Source organism: Chryseobacterium taeanense, from assembly GCF_900099685.1.
GTDB lineage: Bacteria > Bacteroidota > Bacteroidia > Flavobacteriales > Weeksellaceae > Chryseobacterium > Chryseobacterium taeanense.
The window spans coordinates 221,831-241,194 of sequence record NZ_FNDW01000005.1; the positions used below are offsets into that span (position 1 = coordinate 221,831).

At 35.4% G+C, this 19,364-nt stretch carries 14 protein-coding genes; 12 read left to right on the forward strand and 2 right to left on the reverse strand.

From position 1 onward, the window contains the following. The first annotated feature begins 18 nt into the window (after window positions 1-18). The 5 genes from BLR30_RS09475 (at window position 19) to BLR30_RS09495 (ending at window position 6,934) form a co-directional block, all read left to right on the forward strand. Complete coding sequence (locus BLR30_RS09475) at window positions 19-1,572, forward strand: peroxidase, FMP-type (protein ID WP_228400751.1); 1,554 nt, start codon at window positions 19-21, stop codon at window positions 1,570-1,572. 374 nt (window positions 1,573-1,946) lie between these two features. Next, window positions 1,947-3,962, forward strand: coding sequence for a BCCT family transporter (locus BLR30_RS09480; protein ID WP_089857540.1), 2,016 nt, complete (start codon window positions 1,947-1,949; stop codon window positions 3,960-3,962). 192 nt (window positions 3,963-4,154) lie between these two features. Then, a complete protein-coding gene (locus BLR30_RS09485; protein ID WP_089857542.1) occupies window positions 4,155-4,952 on the forward strand; it encodes a 4-hydroxy-tetrahydrodipicolinate reductase in 798 nt (265 codons plus the stop codon). 150 nt (window positions 4,953-5,102) lie between these two features. Further along, window positions 5,103-5,939 carry an SDR family oxidoreductase gene (locus tag BLR30_RS09490; RefSeq protein ID WP_089857543.1) on the forward strand — a complete coding sequence of 279 codons (837 nt, stop codon included), beginning with the start codon at window positions 5,103-5,105 and terminating at the stop codon, window positions 5,937-5,939. Between the two features lie 80 nt (window positions 5,940-6,019). Next, entirely contained in the window at window positions 6,020-6,934 is a 915-nt protein-coding gene (locus tag BLR30_RS09495; protein ID WP_089857545.1) for a helix-turn-helix domain-containing protein, read from the forward strand. A 205-nt stretch (window positions 6,935-7,139) separates the two neighbouring features. On the opposite strand, the gene BLR30_RS09500 is transcribed toward BLR30_RS09495, so the two are convergent. Beyond that, the gene (locus tag BLR30_RS09500) at window positions 7,140-8,177 is read right to left on the reverse strand and encodes a serine hydrolase domain-containing protein (RefSeq protein WP_089857547.1); all 1,038 of its coding nucleotides are present in this window, start codon (window positions 8,175-8,177) and stop codon (window positions 7,140-7,142) included. Between the two features lie 392 nt (window positions 8,178-8,569). Between BLR30_RS09500 and BLR30_RS09505 the strand changes: the two genes are divergently transcribed. From BLR30_RS09505 to BLR30_RS09535, 7 genes are all read left to right on the forward strand, one after another. Then, a complete protein-coding gene (locus BLR30_RS09505) occupies window positions 8,570-9,661 on the forward strand; it encodes a sensor histidine kinase (RefSeq protein ID WP_089857549.1) in 1,092 nt (363 codons plus the stop codon). Continuing rightward, window positions 9,648-10,412: a LytR/AlgR family response regulator transcription factor gene (locus BLR30_RS09510; RefSeq protein ID WP_089857551.1), complete on the forward strand. Its 765-nt coding sequence runs from the start codon at window positions 9,648-9,650 to the stop codon at window positions 10,410-10,412. The genes BLR30_RS09505 and BLR30_RS09510 overlap by 14 nt, the downstream gene beginning before the upstream one ends. Window positions 10,413-10,421: 9 nt before the next feature. Further along, window positions 10,422-10,787 carry a DMT family transporter gene (locus BLR30_RS09515; RefSeq protein WP_139164613.1) on the forward strand — a complete coding sequence of 122 codons (366 nt, stop codon included), beginning with the start codon at window positions 10,422-10,424 and terminating at the stop codon, window positions 10,785-10,787. Between the two features lie 193 nt (window positions 10,788-10,980). Further along, window positions 10,981-12,096, forward strand: a complete 1,116-nt coding sequence (locus BLR30_RS09520) for an efflux RND transporter periplasmic adaptor subunit (RefSeq protein WP_089857553.1) — start codon at window positions 10,981-10,983, stop codon at window positions 12,094-12,096. Between the two features lie 25 nt (window positions 12,097-12,121). Then, window positions 12,122-15,283 carry an efflux RND transporter permease subunit gene (locus BLR30_RS09525; RefSeq protein WP_089857555.1) on the forward strand — a complete coding sequence of 1,054 codons (3,162 nt, stop codon included), beginning with the start codon at window positions 12,122-12,124 and terminating at the stop codon, window positions 15,281-15,283. Further along, complete coding sequence (locus BLR30_RS09530; RefSeq protein WP_089857607.1) at window positions 15,270-16,685, forward strand: efflux transporter outer membrane subunit; 1,416 nt, start codon at window positions 15,270-15,272, stop codon at window positions 16,683-16,685. Before BLR30_RS09525 ends, BLR30_RS09530 begins: the two co-directional genes overlap by 14 nt. Window positions 16,686-17,723: 1,038 nt before the next feature. After that, on the forward strand, window positions 17,724-18,473 hold the full coding sequence (locus tag BLR30_RS09535) for a ThiF family adenylyltransferase (RefSeq protein WP_089857557.1): 750 nt from the start codon (window positions 17,724-17,726) through the stop codon (window positions 18,471-18,473). 6 nt (window positions 18,474-18,479) lie between these two features. Here BLR30_RS09535 and BLR30_RS09540 read toward each other — a convergent pair whose 3' ends face one another. After that, window positions 18,480-19,244 (reverse strand): response regulator transcription factor, encoded by a 765-nt coding sequence (locus BLR30_RS09540; RefSeq protein ID WP_089857559.1) that lies wholly within the window; start codon window positions 19,242-19,244, stop codon window positions 18,480-18,482. Window positions 19,245-19,364: the final 120 nt, after the last annotated feature.

Sequence of the window (19,364 nt, forward strand, 5' to 3'; positions counted from 1 at the left end):
CGATAAAACTAATATACCATGTTAAAAAGAAAAAAAGAGATCATCCAAGATCTTAATGCAAGACTATTTAAGGCTGCGCCAGAAGAAAAAAAAGGCTATTTGGCTCAATTGATGGACGGATATTCAAAATTGTTAATCGATGATCCTGTAAGGCCTTTTAGAGAAGAAAATTTACAGGAAATTGCCAATAATGTTGATTACGGGATTCTGGCGGCTCTTGAAGGAACCTGGGTAAGCTATAACGCGAATTATAATAAAAACATTACCAGACCTTCTCTTGGAAGTGGAATTCATACCACCATTATGCCTTCACCAGGTACAAATCCCGGAACAATTCCCGGAAAATTCAGTTTTGATACTGAAGAATATATTGAAAAATTAACATTTGAATTGGTTCCTGGCGGTGTCCGTAACCGTGGTGGTGCAACTGAATTATTTTGTGGCGCGGTAAAATACGACCAAACCATTAAAAGTGTCAATAAAGTAGAAGGTAAATCAGAATTAGAATACGCCGGAATCCATGAAGAAAACGGAATGTATCTTTGGTTAAGTGATGTCTACAATTATGCTGCTACCAAAGAAACTATAGAAAAAGACCGCGGGATTCACGCTTTTTCTGAAGAGGACTACAAAAAATACGGTTATAAAGGCGACTACAGAAACGAACCTTTGGTTGAGGTGAGAGATGAAAACGGTAATTCTTCATATATTCTTTTGAGCCAGCTGAAAGAGGGACAGAAATATTATGAAATCATTCCTGCACAGGAAATAAAACCTCTTGATGGTATTACCGGCCCGTATTTTATCCCGGATTATTCTATTTCAAGAAGTGGAGTTATCCCTCACGGAAGTACGATTACATTATTGGGAGACATTGCACCGAGCGGCCCGAATTATTTAATTAAAGGAACTCCGCAATTTCCTTATGGTGACGCAACCTGGCAACCCGATTATCTTTCCATTTCACCGACTATGGGAGGTGCAGGCGCAAGTGTAAAAAATCCGATTAACCTTGATGAGCCTGCGCCGGCCTGGGTTCATGAAAAACTGACGGATGAAAACGATCCCGGTTCAAATAAGATCTATACGCAAAGAATTCTTGCAGACGAGTTATACCCTTACTGCGTAAGGCCTGATATGAGGTTGAGAGATACTCTGAGCGGACAAAATGTTGCAAATTACGTCCTTATTCAGATGTCCTCAAGAATGAAAACCGGGGCACAGGGAGGAATTTTAAATGTTCCTTTTGTTAACCGTTTCGTGCCTACTGTAGAAGTAGATTTTCGCTTGTGGATTGAAACTGTGATTGAAGACGGAAAAGAAATCCTTCAGTTGCAATATGAGCAGATTATATTTTTCGAATTTGATTTCGGGAATGACGGTGGTACAACGAGTTGGCCGCACATTCAGGTGAATACACTTCGTAAAATAGAAGATATTCCTGCGGATCAGAGAAAAATTATTGATGAGCAGTTTTTTAATGCACCTTCCGGAATGAGCATGACTACACCTGCTTCTAATGCTGAGAATGCAGTAAATCCTCCTTCAGGATGCCCTTATCATAAAAGTTAAAATAATTATTTAAAGAGCAATGGATAGATTTTAAATCTTAGAGAAATTTTAAAAAATCTTTGGTGTATCATTGCTTCGATACAAAAATCGCTACTTGTATTAAGTGGCGATTTTTTATTGTTGTAATGAAAAGGTATGATTTAAAACGCTATAAATGAATTGATTATTTTGATTCCAATTAAAGAGAAACAGCAAAGCTTTCTCAATGCTTCATGAACGATATAAGGCAAATTACCTCTGAAACTGCCTGCCTTTCTTTAATAAGAATATATCTATCTTTGATGTGTAAAAACTTTCAATTTATAAACTTTCGATATCTTCTGAAAAATCGAATTTTTTGAAAATCAAATCACTATAAAATTTTTAAACAAAATATGGCAGAAAAATTTACAATCAGAACTACACTAAACAAAGGTATAATTATTCCCAGTTTAATTTTTATTGTGGGTATATGCGTTCTTTCTGCTGTGTATCCGAAACTTACCGAAGAACTTTTAAATGGAGTAAAAAACTTCATTTTCGTTAATCTGAACTGGGTGTATGTCTGGTCTGTGACTATTTTCGTTTTGTTTTTAATTTACCTTATGGTAAGCAAATACGGAGACATCCGGTTGGGTAGAAATGACAGCCGACCAGACTACTCATTTTTTTCGTGGATCTCGATGCTTTTTGCTGCCGGAATGGGAATCGGCCTCATGTATTTCAGTGTGGCAGAACCGATGCAGCATTATTCCAACGAAGTCTTTGCCGGAAAGTCTGTGGTACAGAGAGCGCAGAATGCACAATTATATACTTTCTTCCATTGGGGAATCCATGCTTGGGCCATTTATGGAGTGGTTGGATTATCTTTGGCATATTTTACCTATCGCTACCGTTTGCCACTTTCGCTCAGGAGCTGTTTTTACCCTTTATTAAAAGATAAAATTAAAGGAAGGTGGGGAAATTTAATTGATGTTTTTGCTTTGTGCAGTACGTTTTTTGGGATTACCACTACTTTAGGATTCGGCGTGGTTCAGATCAATTCGGGATTACAGACACTCAATATTTTACCCGAAAGCAGTTTTGTATATCAGGTAATTATTGTGGCTGTTTTGGTTTCTCTGTCGATATTTTCTGCGGTAAGCGGTTTAGATAAAGGCGTAAAAATTCTCAGCAGTATCAATATTGTAAGTGTAGTAATTTTGCTTCTGTTTGTCTTGGTTTTAGGACCTACAGTTTATTTAATTGGAAGTTTTACCGAAGGAATCGGAACGTATATCAACAGTTTTTTCAGCCTTACATTTAATACACACGTTTATGAGGAAAATACACAGCCTTGGTTTTATGACTGGACGATCTTGTACTGGGCCTGGTGGATTTCTTGGTCGCCTTATGTCGGACTTTTTATCGCAAAAATTTCTAAAGGAAGAACCATTCGAGAGTTTATTGCAGCCGTTTTGATTTTGCCGACTTTATTCAATTTTATCTGGATGTCGGTATTTGGAAACAGTGCCATTTGGTTTGATATAAATATTGCCAACGGAGCTTTAAGCCAGTTGGCCGGTAATCCTGATGCGTTGATGTTCCGTTTTTTGGAGTATCTTCCTTTAACTAAAATCGTGAGTTTTCTGGTGATTTCTATCATTATCATTTTCTTTGTAACTTCGGCAGACAGCGGAATTTTTGTCATGAATAGTATTGCCACGAAAAATGCTAAGGTTTCTCCGAAATGGCAAACTATCGGTTGGGGAATTTTGCTTGCCGTATTGGCTTTGATGCTTCTCAATGCCGGTGGTCTGGCTGCTTTGCAAAGTATGACACTTATTACAGCACTTCCGTTTTCCGTCATTATGTTGCTGTTCATTGTAAGCCTTGTAAAAGCTCTTTCGATTGATAGGAATTACTACGAAAAAGATTTTTCCAGCACGACAGTTCCTTGGTCAGGAGCTGCTTGGAAGGCTCGTTTGAAGCAGATTGTTTCCTTTTACGATGATGCTTCTGTAGACGAATTTATCAATGATAGAGTAAAAGAAGCTTTCGAAGAACTGCAGTCTGAATTTTCGAAAAATAATATCGAAGCCAAAATTAATTTGTACGAAAATCCTTTAAAAATGGAGATTGAAATCAGGCATGATATTGTTAATAATTTTCTGTATGGTGTAAAAAATGAATCCAGAATTATATCGGATTATTTGCTGACGGAAGAAAATCTTCCTGAAGTAAAAGACAATGTCGCCCATTTCCCGAAATCTTATTTTGGCGATGACAGAGACGGCTATGATGTACAATTATTTACAAAAAATGAATTGATTTCCGATGTTTTAAAACATTATGAAAGATTTTTGGAAATTATTTCTGAGGAAAATAATGAAATGTTCATAAGCAGTGATTCTAATAACAGATTTAAGTAGTTACAAAAATTTTACATCAATTTTGTGCGATCATAACTATAGTAGCTGTAAGCCATTGATTGAAGATTTTAACTTCGATGCTGACCAGCCGGATTAAAAATATTTTTTGTATATTACTTATCCGCAAATGCACTAACCAGGCAGATTTGTTATCACATGATACAGATCAATTGCCAATTAATATACATCATTATGAAAATAGGTCTTATCGGTTTTGGAAAGGCAGGGAAAGCTGTAGCTAATGTAATCCTTAGCAGCAAAGACTTTTCCTTACAATGGGTATTGAAGAATAAAAAAGAACCAGGAATGTCAACAGCTAAAGAAGCCTTAAATATAGAAGCTGATGACGAAAGTATCATTTATTCTAGATCAGAGATCAATATAGATCGATTTTTTGAGAAACATCCGGTAGATATTATTGTTGATTTTTCGAATTCTGACAGCATTTTTCAATATGGAGATGCCGCCGCCCATCATGGCATCAGGATTATATCTGCCATATCACATTATCAGGAGGAGCAGATTGCTTTTTTGAAAAAACTTTCTAAAATTACAACCGTATTCTGGTCTCCCAATATTACATTAGGTGTCAATTATCTTCTGTTTGCAGCCTCACTGTTGAAAAACATTGCTCCAGATGTAGATATCGAACTGATCGAAGAACACTTTAAGTCCAAATCTGAAGTTTCAGGCACAGCCATGAGAATTGCCGAAACATTGGATCTTGAGACAGAATCGATCAATTCTGTTCGTGCTGGGGGAATTGTAGGGAAACATGAGGTCATATTCGGCTTTCCTTATCAAACTGTGAGACTTGTTCACGAATCTATATCCCGGGAAGCATTTGGAAGCGGAGCATTGTTCGTAGCGCAAAACATCAAAAACAAAAAAGAAGGATTTTATAATTTTGAAGATATACTCCGTCCCTATTTTTTCGATCAATCCCGCTCATCTGATAGTAGCTACGAGGCATTAGGCTCTCAGTACTAGGTATGGGAATTCTTTAAGGCGTTAATATTTTAATTCAATATTATTTCGAGAAAATAACATTCACTGTTTGATTTTTGTAATCTATCGTTTCTATTTCGTTATAAATGATGCCAATTATCATTCTACTTTTGTATTATAAATAAATCAGATATGAATACAAATAAAGTATGGTTTATAACGGGTGCATCCAAAGGATTGGGGCTTTCGTTAGTGAAAAAGCTCATCGAAAACGGGTGTAAAGTAGCTGCAACAAGTCGAAAATCTCAGAGCTTAGTTGATGCTGTTGGAAATTTTGATGAGCAACAATTTTTACCACTGGAAGTAGATTTAGCGAGTGAGAAGTCTATCAATGAAGCTGTTGGTAAAACCGTAGCTTACTTCGGGAAAATTGATGTTTTAGTAAACAATGCAGGGTATGGAATCGGAGGAGCTGTGGAAGAATTAAATCAGAAAGAAATTAAAGACAGTCTTGATATTAATGTATTAGCTGTTATCAAAACCATGCAATCCGTAATGCCTTATTTCAGGGAACAAAAATCAGGAAATATCATTAACATCTCTTCGATTGCGGGATTTGCTCCGGGAATTGGCTGGGGGATGTATGCTGCAACCAAATATGCGGTAATGGGACTCTCTGAAGTTATGGCAGAAGATGTAAAAGAATTCGGTGTAAAAGTTACGGTAGTAGCACCTGGGGCATTCCGGACTGATTTTCTGCAAGATAGTTCCCTTGTTTTTGCCGAAAAGAAAATCGACGGGTATGATGCAGTAAGATCCTCACACGGGAAATACGCAACAATGAACGGAACCCAAATCGGTAACCCTGAAAATCTGGCTCAGATTTTTATGGATCTGGTAGAAAATCCTAATCCGCCGGTACGTTTGTATGTCGGAAGCGATGCCTATCATCGTGCAACGGAAAAGATCAGATTGCTTTCAGAAGAATTGGAAAACAATAAAGATATTTCTTTTTCTACCGATTTCTAAGTGAAATATGAAATGAAAATAAGGGGCGTTGGAAACAAATGGACAACGCTCTTTTTGTTTGATTTTTGTATATTTATGAAATGAAAAAAATGCAGTCACTGGAAGAATTTTATCGCTCAAAATTTGACCGGATTCCCGAAAATGTCCGAAATGGAGTAGGGCATTTTAATGTTTTTACAATTGATGAATACATCGGTGAAAACGCTAAGCCGGTGGTCTACAGCCGGAAAGATTATTTTAAGATCACCCTGATTATCGGTAGAAACAGGATTCATTATGCAGATAAAGTTATTGATATCCAAAAGCAGGGATTATTTTTTACCAATCCACAGATTCCTTACAAGTTTGAATGGATTGATGATTATAAATCCGGAATTTTTTGTGTGTTTACACCTGCATTTTTTCATCACTTCGGAAATCTGAACGACTACGAAATTTTTAAACCAGGCATGGTGCCTGTTTTTGAACTGACAGATGAGCAACTGGAAGATGTAACGCAGATTTTCAGGAAAATGCAGGCTGAAATGATTTCTGATTATGTGCATAAATATGACCTTCTCAGAAATCTGATATTTGATCTTCTGCATTATACCCTCAAAATGCAACCGACTTCAAAAACTGAAAAACAACAACCTAATGCTTCTCAGCGGATCACTCATCTTTTTCTGGAACTTTTAGAGCGTCAGTTTCCGATAGAAGATTTGACGCAGCAGATACGCTTTCGTTCTCCGTCTGAGTTTGCAGGTCAGCTTTCCGTTCATGTCAATCATCTTAACAGGGTCATAAAAGAGGTTACGGAAAAGACAACTTCTGAGATTATTGCCGAGCGCCTTTTACAGGAAGCAAAAATTTTACTCAGGCATACTGATTGGAACATTTCAGAAATCGCCTATACATTAGCCTTCAAAGAAGCTACTCACTTCAATAATTTCTTCAAGAAGAATATGCAGATTACCCCGAATCAGTTTCGGGAGATCAGTAATGTGGGCGGATAGATTTTTTATCAGATTGCTTTTCGCAGGAAAACAAACAACTTAGAATAAATGTTGATTGTATTCGCATTGTTTTTTGAGACTTATTTTATTGAGGTTAACGGTTCTCGGCTTAGCGATGTGGAGGATTATAACACTTAAGTAGATGCTAAACACAAATGTTTCATAAAGGCACCTCAGCCGTCATATTGCCGAACCGATGTTATGGTTAGTTTTTCTTTCTCAATATTCTAATTATTCGGTTATACATTAATTCAGACATATTCCAATTATAGCCTTCAAAGTTCACCGTATTCGTAAATTGAATGACTACAGCGTCTATGTCCTTATGATATTTAGCAATGGTTTGGTATCCGGGTATCAACCCTGTATGTTCATACTTATAAATAGAGGAATAGATTTCTTGTTCTTTTTTATCTCTAAAGACAGATCCATCATTTAATGCCCGAATGAATTTACTCAAATCTTCCGCTGTCGCTAGTATTGAACCGATATTTTCCGTTTTTAAATCCTTATCATAACCTACATAGTAACCGCTCATAACATCATCAATGTTTACGTCTTGAATTGAACCAAAAGTGTGCTTTAAATTCAACGGGTTTAATATTTCTTTTTGAATGTATTCAAATTTATTATATCCAAGAACACGGTTCATTATTTTGCTGAGTAATAAGTAATTGGTATTGGAATATTCATAATCCGCATCGGGTTTAAAGTTTGCTGGTTTATCTAAAACCAAAGCAAGTTGTTCGTTTTCGGTTTCTTTTGGAGTCGCCCAATACATATATGTATCGGTGAAGTTTGGAATACCACTTCGATGCTTAACCAACATTCGTACAGTTATTTTATCGGAATATTCTATTCTATCTTTCAATTCGGGTAAATAGTCTGAAAGTGTCTTGTCTAATGATAATTTTCCATCACGAGCCAATTTAGCAATCGCAACTGCATTATATAATTTACTAACACTGGCAATTTTAAATAATGCATTCGGATCGGTTGGAATTCTATTTTCTCTGTTTTTGTAGCCTGAAGTATAAAATTTTGTTCGATTCCCCGTTTTGTTTACACAAACAATAATACCATCAAATCCGTAATCCGATACTTTGTCAACTTGTTCCTGAACGGTCTTTGGAAGTGGTTTTATCCAGGCTATTACAATAGGCCACGGAACAAAATACAATGAAATTATTGTTCCCAAGAACAATAAAATTATAATTATTCGTTTTGATTTTTTTTTATTCATTTTGTTTTCTGAATGAAGCTGTGCTTACATTAGCCACAACTTCCAAATTTATGCGTTGCATCAATCTAGTCTATAAAAGCTTCACAAAGCCATTGCTCAACCAATATAAAAATTTATTTTGACAATTTGATTGTAAAGTGTTTACAATTCAATTTATATCTTAATTTTCTAAATTAAATAAACTTTTTTTCTTAAATAACTTTTTAACTTACACATTTAGTGAGACACTACCAGTTTTCTAGCATTGCTATTTGAGACTTTAAATATATTCAGACATTTTATTTGGTCGATCATACGTTTCACAAGTATGTTTTACTGCTTCACTTTAAAACTGTTTAGTTTCTCCGATTCAATACTTATCTTTACATTCATAGAAACTAATGTGAAGTTTAATGATTGATAGTGGTAAAAATCTTATATACGGTTTAAAAAAAAGAATATTAATCTGGATAACAGCATTTCTGTTTTCCTATTTATTCATCTATCTGATTGATCCTTTTTATTACAAAGAACTTCTTGCAAAATCATTTTTTTATATTGCAGAGGATTTTTTCTGGGTACTTTTTTTCTCTGTTATTATTGCGGAGGTAAGTTTGTTAATTGATTATTATGTTAATAAAACAATTTCCTGGAATGAAAAAAGCCTTCGAAGAGTACTGATTCAAACTGTACTTCAAATCATCGGGAGTGTCGCAGTAGTTATTCTTATTAATTTTATTTTTGAAAGTTTTTCAGATTCAACCAATGTTGATTACCGAAAAGAAATTGTACTCATTTCACAGTGGATTGCTACCAACATCGTCGTTTCATTATTGATAAGTGCCATCAATACAGGAAATTTTCTTTTAGAAAACTGGAAAAAAACTGCCTTGGAAGCCGCTCATCATAAGTTAAAATCTTCCGAACATAAAAGAGCTGCAATGGCAGCCGAACTTCAGGCATTAAAACTTCAGATTGACCCTCATTTTATATTTAATAATTTAAGCGTTTTGTCTGAGTTGATTCTGGAAGACCAGCAACTAGGTTACGAATATTCTGAGAGTTTTGCAAAAGTTTACCGTTACCTTCTCGTCAATTCAAAAAAAGATATAATTACGCTTGAGGAAGAACTGAAATTTTTGAATTCCTACATTTATTTAACTCAAAAAAGAATTGGCGAAGGAGTGCATTTCGATATTTCTATAAATGAAAATTACAAGCAGTTCGTGCTTCCGCCTTTATCGCTTCAGTTTTTGGTAGAAAATGCATTGAAGCATAACCAGACATCAAAATCAAATCCTTTAAAGATTAACATTTCAACTACAAATGATAAGTATTTATTAGTGTATAATACATTAGTGCCATTAATTAATAATAGTAAATCTGCTGGTTTAGGAATAAAAAATATAATTAATCGTTTTGAATTTTTAGGAGACAGAAAACCAATTATTCTGAAGACTGATAAGGATTTCATTGCTAAAATTCCATTATATGAAAATCAATAAGATATTGATCGTTGAAGACGAAAAACCGAATGCAGACCGGCTTAAAAGATTACTGCTGAAACTTCGTCCTTCGGTAGAAATTCTTTCCGTGGAAGATTCTGTTTCTTCAGCGGTAAAATGGCTGGAAAATAACATTACTCCCGATATCATCATGATGGATATTCGTCTTTCAGATGGTTTGAGTTTTGAAATATTCAATCGGTTTGAAGTGAAAAGTCCGGTTATTTTTACGACCGCTTATGATGAATATGCGGTGAAAGCTTTCAAGTATAACAGTGTGGATTATTTGCTGAAGCCGATCGAAGAAGAAGAGCTTGAAGGTGCCTTAAAAAAGTATGAAAGCTTAGTTGAAACTTCTCCTTCGTATTCCAATGCCATCGAAGGTTTGCTTAATTATATTCAACCTAAAGAATACAGAAAGCGTTTTCTTCTGGCGCATCGTGATGGTTATAAAACGGTTTTGACAGAAGATGTTTTGTATTTTTACACAGAACACGGTGTCAGCAAAACAATGCTTAAAACAGGAATTATAGAAACCGTTCCGCAAACTTTGGAAGAACTCGAAAAACAACTTGACCCGAAAGTCTTTTTCAGAGCCAACCGCCAGTTTATCATTCACATCGATTCTGTACAGCAGGTTTTTAATCATTTTAACGGAAAACTGAAACTCGAACTCAAAAAACATCCTGAGATAGACATTATTGTAAGCCGTGAAAAAGCTTCTGTATTTAAAACCTGGATGGATTATTAATAATATGATATGAAAAATTACATATTCTTGGCATTTGCCATACTTTGCGAATCTGTGGCGACATCGTTTTTAAAAGCTTCGGAAGGTTTCACAAAACCTTTACAGACCATAATTTTCGTGGTTGCAATGTCGGCTTCGTTTTATCTTCTCACACACGCCATCAAAGTTATTCCGATAGGAATTGCTTATGCAATCTGGTCTGCCGTAGGAATTGTTCTGATCTCTCTAATCGGATATTTTGTATATAAACAGACTTTAGACCTTCCTGCAATTTTAGGAATTGTATTGATTGTGATTGGTGTTATTGTGATAAATGTTTCTCGAAATCAACCTCCCATTAAAATATTGCTGAAGAGCAATTTATACTTCGTTTAAAAATGAATGCCTCTGTAAAAATCTATAGAGGCCTTCTGTTTTAGTCAAAATTCTGTCTTGTTAATAAAGATACAAATTTTCATTTTGAATATGCTACGTTTCATGTACAAATAATTCCGTTTCACTTTAATTGTTGATTAAACGAGCTGTTTTGTAAAGTTATTTTGCAGACGAAAAGCAGTAAACAATTATTATGAAATATAAAACAGGTTATTTAGCATTGTCAATTTCCCTGGCTGTGATAATGTATTCCTGCAATTCGGGAAATGCACAGGACAATCAAATTCAAACTACAGCAATACCGACAGATTTTATTCAGTTAAAATCAGGAAATGCTGATGTTTCCACAGGTTATCCAGGAAGTATTGAAGGTCAGGATAACGTAGAAATTAAAGCGCAGGTTACAGGTTATCTGGATGCAGTTTACGTTAAAGAAGGTCAATATGTGAATAAAGGACAGGCTTTGTTTAAAATAAATCCTTCCGTTTACAACGAACAGGTCAACAACAGCGAAGCAGCTCTGAAAGCCGCTTTGGCAAGTCAGGCAACCGCAAAACTGGAAGTTGATAAATTAAAACCTTTGGTGGCGGGAAATGTAGTTTCTGATATGCAGCTTAAAACGGCTGAGGCAAATTATCAGTCAGCTTCAGCGCAGGTTGCACAGGCAAGATCCGCTTTAGGTTCATCTAAAATAAATGCTAATTTCACTTATATTAAAGCTCCTGTAAGTGGTTATTTGGGTAGAATTCCCAACAGAATCGGAAACCTGATTTCGCCGTCAGACACTTCGCCTTTAACCACCCTTTCAAATATTAATTTGGTGAATGTTTATTTCACGATGAGCGAGGCCGATTTTATCACATACAGCAAAATGTCAGCCTCAGAACATCACACAGGAAACATAGATCTCCTTCTTGCAGACGGTTCCATTTACAATTACAAAGGGAAATTAGAAAACGCAAGCGGAAATTTCGACAGAACAACAGGAAGTATTCAGATGAAGGCTGTTTTTCAAAATCCTGACAAACTTTTGAGAGCCGGAGGAAGCGCAAGAGTGTTGATTCATAGAAATGTAGATGGCGTTTTAAAAATTCCGAAAACTGCTGTAAAAGATATTCAGGATAAATTTTTCGTCTATAAGCTCAATGGTAAAAAAGTACAGATGATTCCCATTGAAGTTTCACAAACAACGCCGCAGGATTACTTCGTTTCATCTGGAATAAAGTCGGGTGACAAGATTGCTGTCAATAGGATTGATGCACTGACAGATGGTGCGGATGTCGTTCCAAAAGTTGTTTATGCAAAATAATTAATCATTAACAAAGAAATTTAAGATGTTAAAAAAAATAATAGACCGTCCTGTCTTAGCGACTGTAATTTCCCTTATTATTGTGATATTGGGAATTATCGGGCTTAATCAGTTGGCGGTAACCCGTTTTCCGGACATTTCACCGCCTACGATTACCGTTTCCGGGTCTTATCCGGGTGGAAACAGTGAAACGGTGATTCGTTCAGTTGTAACACCGCTTGAGGAACAGATTAATGGTGTTGAAGATATGGTTTACATCAAATCAAATGCGAGCAATGATGGCTCTTTTTCGATTTCCATTATCTTTAAACAAGGTGTCAATGCAGACCAGGCCGCGGTCAATGTACAGAACAGAGTTCAGCAGGCAACACCAATTCTTCCGCAAGAGGTTGTGAGAACTGGTTTAACGACCTCGAAGCAACAAAACAGTATGGTGATGATTTTCAATATCTATACTGATGATAATAAAAAATATGATGAGACCTTTCTTCAGAATTATGCCAATATCAATCTGATTCCTCAGGTGAAAAGGGTGAAAGGTGTTGGTCAGGCTCAGGTTTTCGGGATGAAAGATTACTCGATGAGAATCTGGCTGAATCCTCAGAAAATATCTTCTTACGGTCTTGAACCGGCTGATATTTCCAATGCCATTGCCGACCACAGTTTAGAATCTGCACCCGGAAAACTGGGTGAAGAATCTGACGCCGCTCTGGAATATGTAATCCGGTACAAAGGAAAAAAGAACAAACCCGAAGAATATGAAAACATCATTGTAAAAAATAATGGGAATCAATTAATCAGGCTGAAAGATGTTGCAAGGGTAGAATTCGGTTCGATTTCTTATAGTGGAGATAATCTTTCCAACGGTCAAAATGCGGTTACCATTGCGATTTTGCAGACCACAGGTTCCAATGCCAATGAAATCGAAATCGGTATCGATAAGACCATTGAACAGCTCTCAAAATCATTTCCTCCGGGCATAAAGTTCACTAAAGTGATGAGTACTAAGGACAAACTGGATGAAGCAACCGGTCAGGTAAAATCAACATTGGTTGAGGCATTTATCTTAGTTTTTATTGTCGTTTTACTATTCCTCCAGGATTTCAGGTCGACGATCATTCCTGCGATTGCTGTTCCTGTTGCGATTATCGGGACATTCTTTTTCCTTTTGATCTTAGGATTTACCATTAATGTTCTGACGCTTTTCGCATTGGTTTTGGCCATCGGAATTGTCGTGGATGATGCAATTGTGGTCGTTGAAGCCGTTCACAGCAATATGGAAGGAACCAATCTTTCCGGAAAAGAAGCGACGCATAAAGCCATGAACGAAATTACGGGAGCGGTCATATCGATCACCTTGGTCATGTCAGCGGTATTTATTCCGATTGGATTTATGTCGGGTTCAGCTGGATTATTTTACAAACAATTTGCCTATACTTTAGCGATTGCCATTATTATTTCGGCTGTCAATGCATTGACTTTAACGCCAGCTTTATGTGCTGTTTTTCTTAAAAATAATCATCCCGGAGAGCATCATGAAACTCCAAAAAATTTTACGAAAAGGTTTTCAATCGCTTTCAATGCAGGTTTTAACAATATGACCAACCGTTATATTGGCGGATTAAGATTTTTGGTAAAAAGAAAATGGATTGCCGCAGGTTTGGTTGCAGGAGTTATTGGTGTGTCAGCCTGGTTGATGACTAGCACACCGCGAAGTTTTGTTCCGATGGAAGACGATGGATTTATGATGTATTCCCTGAGTATGCCTCCAGGAACAGGTTTGACAAAAACTACCGAAGTTACCAATCGTGTCAATACTATTTTTAAAAGCATTGAGGCTGTTGAAACCAATACATCCATCAGTGGTTTTAATCTTCTAAGCAACGGTTCCGGTCCTGCTTATGCAATGGGATTTGTAAAGCTTAAACCTAAAAAAGAGCGTGGCAAAATTCAGGATATTGATGAGGTGATGAACCTTATCAATGACAAATTATCTGTAAGCAAAGAAGGCAGTATTATGACATTCAGAATGCCTCCGGTAGAAGGTTATGGCGTAACCAATGATGCAGAAATTGTTTTGCAGGACAGAATGGGAAGAGATCCACAGGTTCTGAAGGCAAAAGCTGATGAATTAATCGGACAACTGATGCAATTGCCGGAAGTCGGCTCTGCCTATACAACATTCCGTGCAGATTATCCTCAACTTGAACTTGAAGTGAATGAAGATAAGGCGAAACAGTTGGGCGTAAGTATTTCAGGATTATTGGGAACAGTTCAGACTTATTTTTCGGGAGACCAGTCGCAGAATTTTTCACGATTTGGTAAATTTTATAGGGTCAATATCAAAGCAGACGGAATTTTCAGAATGGATGAAACGGCTTTCAACGATATTTTTGTGAAGAACAATAAAGGCGAAATGGTTCCTGCAAGTACTTTGGTAACACTTAAAAAAGTCTATGGACCTGAATCGGTTGAAAGATACAACCTATACAACTCTCTCAATATTTTGATTACCCCGAAACCGGGAGTCAGCAACGGAGAGTTATTAGGAAAACTTGAAAAAACCTTGGACAAATTACCATCAGACTACAGTTATGAATGGACAGGTTTAAGCTTGGAAGAAAAATCCTCAGGAAATCAGACGATCGCTATTTTCGGGTTGTGCCTGTTGTTCGTTTATCTTTTATTGGCAGGACAATATGAAAGTTACATCCTTCCTTTGGCGGTAATGCTTTCCATCCCAACCGGAGTTGTCGGTGCATTCTTAGGAATTAAAGCCATTGGACTGGACAATAATATCTATGTGCAGGTCGGTTTGATTATGCTTATCGGACTTTTGGCTAAAAATGCGATTCTGATTGTAGAATTTGCCGTTCAGAGACGAAAATCAGGATTATCCATTGTTGAATCGGCCTTGGAAGGTGCGAAAGCAAGATTGCGTCCGATTATTATGACCTCATTAGCATTTATCGTTGGAATGATTCCTTTAATGCTCTCGGCAGGCGGAATGGCTTCAGGAAACAAATCCATCAGTGTAAGTGCGGCAATGGGAATGTTCAGCGGAGTCATTCTGGGAATTTTTGTCATTCCGGTTTTGTACATGTTTTTTCAATATTTAGATGAGAAGATTTCATCAAAAAAAACTCCTTTCACACCTCAAAATCAACTTTCAAATGAAAATGTTTAATATCAAACAAATTCTTTTTGCAGGTGCGGTGACATCAGTTTTGGTGTCATGCGCCATCCAAAAAGATTATACAAGACCGGAACTCAACATCCCTGAAAATTATAAACAGCAGGTTCAGGTTACAGGCGACACCATCGTTTTGCCGTGGAAAACATTTTTTAAAGATCCGAAATTGGTTGCTTTAATTGAAAAAGCGTTAGATAAAAATAATGAAATCAATGTTGCCTTAAAAAATATAGAGCAGCTCGATTTAGCTTATAAACAGGCAAAAAATACATTGATGCCGACTTTGAATTTTAACGCAGGAGCCAATAGAACCTGGGCCTCCAAGAACAGTTTGAATGGTTCACTGAATGAGCAGTTTACCGGTACAAAATATCTGGATGATTTTAATGCTAATTTGAGTTTGTCTTGGGAAGTTGATATCTGGGGTAAAGCAAAAATGCAGAAAGAGTCTGCGGCAGCCGAATATTTTGCTCAAAAACAAAATAGAGATGTTGTAAAAAGCCGAATTATTGTGGAAGTTGCCAAAGCTTATTACAATTTATTAAGTTTAGATGAACAGTTGAAAATTGCCCGGCAAAATATTGAGTTGAGTGATAAAACACTCACAATGATGAAATTGCAATACACTGCCGGACAAATCAATTCTTTGGCGATACAACAATCTGAAGCACAGAAGAAAACGGCAGAACTTCTGGTTCCTTTGGCTCAGCAAAATATTTCTGTTCAGGAAAATACATTGAGTATTCTTTGTGGAGAATATCCAGGTTCTGTAGAAAGAGCTGGGAATTTTGGAACTTTAGTTATTGATAATAAAATATCTTCCGGAATTCCGGCTCAATTATTAAGCCGAAGACCAGATTTAAAAGCGGCAGAATTAAATATTGTAAGCCTGAATGCGAAAACAGGACTGGCAAAAGCAGCAATGTATCCGAGTATAAGTTTGTCGCCATCAATAGGTGTTAATTCAAATAAGGTTAATACCTGGTTTGACCTTCCTGGCTCTATTACAAAAACGTTGGCAGCCAATTTAACAATCCCTCTTCTGAACAAAAGACGACTGAAAACAGGCTATGAAACGGCAATTATTGAACAGGAAAAAGCCGTCATTAACTTTAAGCAGACTTTATTGACAGCGGTTGGTGAAGTTTCTGATGCAATGGCAAAATCCCAGGGAAGCAGCGAAAGATTAAGTCTTCTGGAACAACGGACAGCCATTTTGGAAAAGGGAATCAATGATGCGATGAAACTTTATAAAAGCGGAATGGCAACTTATCTTGAAGTGATTACCGCCCAGAATAATAAGTTGCAGAATGATTTGGAATACGTCAATGCCAAAATTGAAAAACTTAATTCAGATATTGACCTTTATAGAGCTTTGGGTGGAGGGATTGAGTAAAACAAAAACTTTTTAAAATTTTTCCCTTGTTAAATTGCAGTTTTCATATAAGTCTAGTGAAAAGATTTTAATAATTCCTTCATCGATTTGTCTTTCATTAAGAGTCTTGAAAGGTTGAAAATGAATATACAGGAAATATCAAAAACTATTAATTGATTATGTGATAAATGTTTTTTGTATTGAAAATAATTTGTCTTGTAAAGCTAATTACAACTGAGAATAAATAAAAAATTGGCGCCAACTGAATACAGTTAGCGCCTTATGGCTTGTTTGTGACCTTGACGAGCGTATCTTCAAACACTTTTATTGATGATTTACTTCGATTAAGCCAAATTAAACAAGAATTGGCAATTCCGAATCGAAGAATTAATTTCTTAAAGTTTTGAAGTTTTCGTCAAATTAATTTTAAGCATTTGAAGTACTCAAAATTAGAAAAGTTTGACATTATTTTACTTCGATTGTCTTCTAACTTTTCATAAATATTTTGCTAAGAATATTTACTTTGTATGTAATTAAAATGGTTTATATAACGAGGAAACTTGGTATAATAAAGTATTTCTTATTTACTTATAATCATATAATATACCTAAACTATCATCCAACTTTTCTGTTGTAATATTCTTTTCAGGAAGTATATCCAAAATTTCCTGATGTATATCTCTTTTCTCAAATTTTTTTTTAAGGACATTCAATAATGTTACCCGAGTTGTCTAAAAATCAATCCTCGACATGAAATTTAATACGAGATTCTCTGGACGAATATTTGCAAAGAATTGCCAAACTTGCAAAAATAAGGAGAATGTAAAATGCATATTTCAAGATATAAATTTGAGAGTATTTCAGATGATGAAATTTCTTTGTAAATGCTTTAAAAATTATCCTGCCGCTACTGTATTACTAATGGGATAAATTAGAAAATGAACTTCATTAGCAAAGAATTAAATGATAATATGCTAGATTTTGTGAATGATTTTATAAATATGCAGAACTACACTTTTGTGTAGTTTTTAGTTTGTCTCGATTAATTAAATTTGTTATATGGAGAAACGTTACAGTAGAAATAGACTTTATTTAACAAGTGATGATCAGGATTTACTTAAAAATTATCCAATTTTTTTAGGAGGTGCCGGAATAGGTAGTATAATTGCAGAAACTCTACTTAGATTTGGTTTTGAAACTATTACCATCGTTGACGGAGATACCGTTGAATTATCAAATCTGAATAGACAAAATTATACCGAAAAAGATATTGCAAAACCCAAAGTTGAGGCCTTAAAAAAAAGATTGCTTTCAATCAATAGTCATGCAAAAATTTCTATCCATAATTGCTTTATCAATTCGAATAATTTGCATGAGCTTATAAAAGGGCATAAAATAGCTATTAATGCATTAGATTTTTCTTCTGACATCCCTTTGTTATTTGACCAAGTGTGTCAGGAAAACGGAATTCCTGTTTTACATCCTTATAATTTAGGCTGGGGAGCTTTAGTAATGGTAATTTCTGAAAATTTAGGGCTGGATTCTCTAAAAAAAGAGAAAGTTATTTTTAATGAAGTAAATGTGGTACAATATGTTTCTAGTCATATGAGATATTGGGGTAATCCTCAAAAATGGTTAGAAGATATCATTGATAAATATGTAAATGAAAATAAACAACTTCCACCTCCTCAATTGTCAATTGCTTCTTTTATGGCTGCTGCAATATGTACTAAAATAGCTTTCAATATTGCTACAAACCAACCAGTCAAAAAATTTCCTGAGTTTTATTTAACAACTTTAGACCTTTAGATTTTGTTATATTAATTTATTATTCACAGCATAGGAAATTGCTTCTGTAATGTTGCCTACCTCTAATCTTTCAAATAATTTTCTGCGATGGAACTTTACAGTATCGGGAGAAACAAATATAGTTTCTGCTATTTCATTAATAGTAAAACCTCTTGCGCAGAGTCTTAATATTTCGAGTTCTCTTTTAGATAAAGTTACTTTTTGTTCAGCCTCCCAAATATCTCTTTCTAATCTATAGTGATAGACTTTATTCTCCCCATTCCTATATATTTTAATATTTCCGGCTTCTTTCTCAGAAGAAAGTGAAATTAGGCATATTGCCTTCCATATTTTTCCTTCCTTGTTTAAAAGCAAAGGAGTCAACTTTTGATTAATTAATATTTTATTTCCCTCTTTGTTGATGAGGTGAAAGTCATACGAAATGGTATACTCCAAACGATTTTCTAAGGGAATGGTCTCATAAAAACTAAATCCAGCATCATTTATTTTTAGTAAAAGCTGTAAATCTTTTTCCGGAACATTTTTAAAATAAAAGGCATACCCCATATCCAATACCTGTTCCGGCGTGTTTCCGCTTAAAAACAATGGATTATCAGATACATATTCAAATCCCTGTTTTATGTAATCTATCACATAAATACTTGTATAAGTTGCTCTTGAAAAAGCCTTTATGGAATCTAAATAACTGAATTTTTGTTGACTTTCTTCCTCAGATATGTCATTAATAATATTTCTGTGATCAAAGAAAGAATTTACATCATCTTTACTCATTTATCAATTTTGTACAAATATAATATAAAAGCAATATAACTCAAACAATTTGTGATATATACGTTTAATAGATTTGTAATTTCTCTCAATTGTGAATAATATTAAATATTAATAGATTCT

What these genes read in the sequence shown, in the direction of transcription:
- BLR30_RS09505 (WP_089857549.1), top strand. Translation starts at nt 8,570, where the DNA reads ATGATTGATAGTGGTAAAAATCTTATATACGGTTTAAAAAAAAGAATA.
- BLR30_RS09530 (WP_089857607.1), top strand. Translation starts at nt 15,270, where the DNA reads ATGAAAATGTTTAATATCAAACAAATTCTTTTTGCAGGTGCGGTGACA.
- BLR30_RS09525 (WP_089857555.1), top strand. Translation starts at nt 12,122, where the DNA reads ATGTTAAAAAAAATAATAGACCGTCCTGTCTTAGCGACTGTAATTTCC.
- BLR30_RS09515 (WP_139164613.1), top strand. Translation starts at nt 10,422, where the DNA reads ATGAAAAATTACATATTCTTGGCATTTGCCATACTTTGCGAATCTGTG.
- BLR30_RS09500 (WP_089857547.1), bottom strand. Translation starts at nt 8,177, where the DNA reads ATGAATAAAAAAAAATCAAAACGAATAATTATAATTTTATTGTTCTTG.
- BLR30_RS09480 (WP_089857540.1), top strand. Translation starts at nt 1,947, where the DNA reads ATGGCAGAAAAATTTACAATCAGAACTACACTAAACAAAGGTATAATT.
- BLR30_RS09485 (WP_089857542.1), top strand. Translation starts at nt 4,155, where the DNA reads ATGAAAATAGGTCTTATCGGTTTTGGAAAGGCAGGGAAAGCTGTAGCT.
- BLR30_RS09495 (WP_089857545.1), top strand. Translation starts at nt 6,020, where the DNA reads ATGAAAAAAATGCAGTCACTGGAAGAATTTTATCGCTCAAAATTTGAC.
- BLR30_RS09520 (WP_089857553.1), top strand. Translation starts at nt 10,981, where the DNA reads ATGAAATATAAAACAGGTTATTTAGCATTGTCAATTTCCCTGGCTGTG.
- BLR30_RS09510 (WP_089857551.1), top strand. Translation starts at nt 9,648, where the DNA reads ATGAAAATCAATAAGATATTGATCGTTGAAGACGAAAAACCGAATGCA.
- BLR30_RS09475 (WP_228400751.1), top strand. Translation starts at nt 19, where the DNA reads ATGTTAAAAAGAAAAAAAGAGATCATCCAAGATCTTAATGCAAGACTA.
- BLR30_RS09540 (WP_089857559.1), bottom strand. Translation starts at nt 19,244, where the DNA reads ATGAGTAAAGATGATGTAAATTCTTTCTTTGATCACAGAAATATTATT.
- BLR30_RS09535 (WP_089857557.1), top strand. Translation starts at nt 17,724, where the DNA reads ATGGAGAAACGTTACAGTAGAAATAGACTTTATTTAACAAGTGATGAT.
- BLR30_RS09490 (WP_089857543.1), top strand. Translation starts at nt 5,103, where the DNA reads ATGAATACAAATAAAGTATGGTTTATAACGGGTGCATCCAAAGGATTG.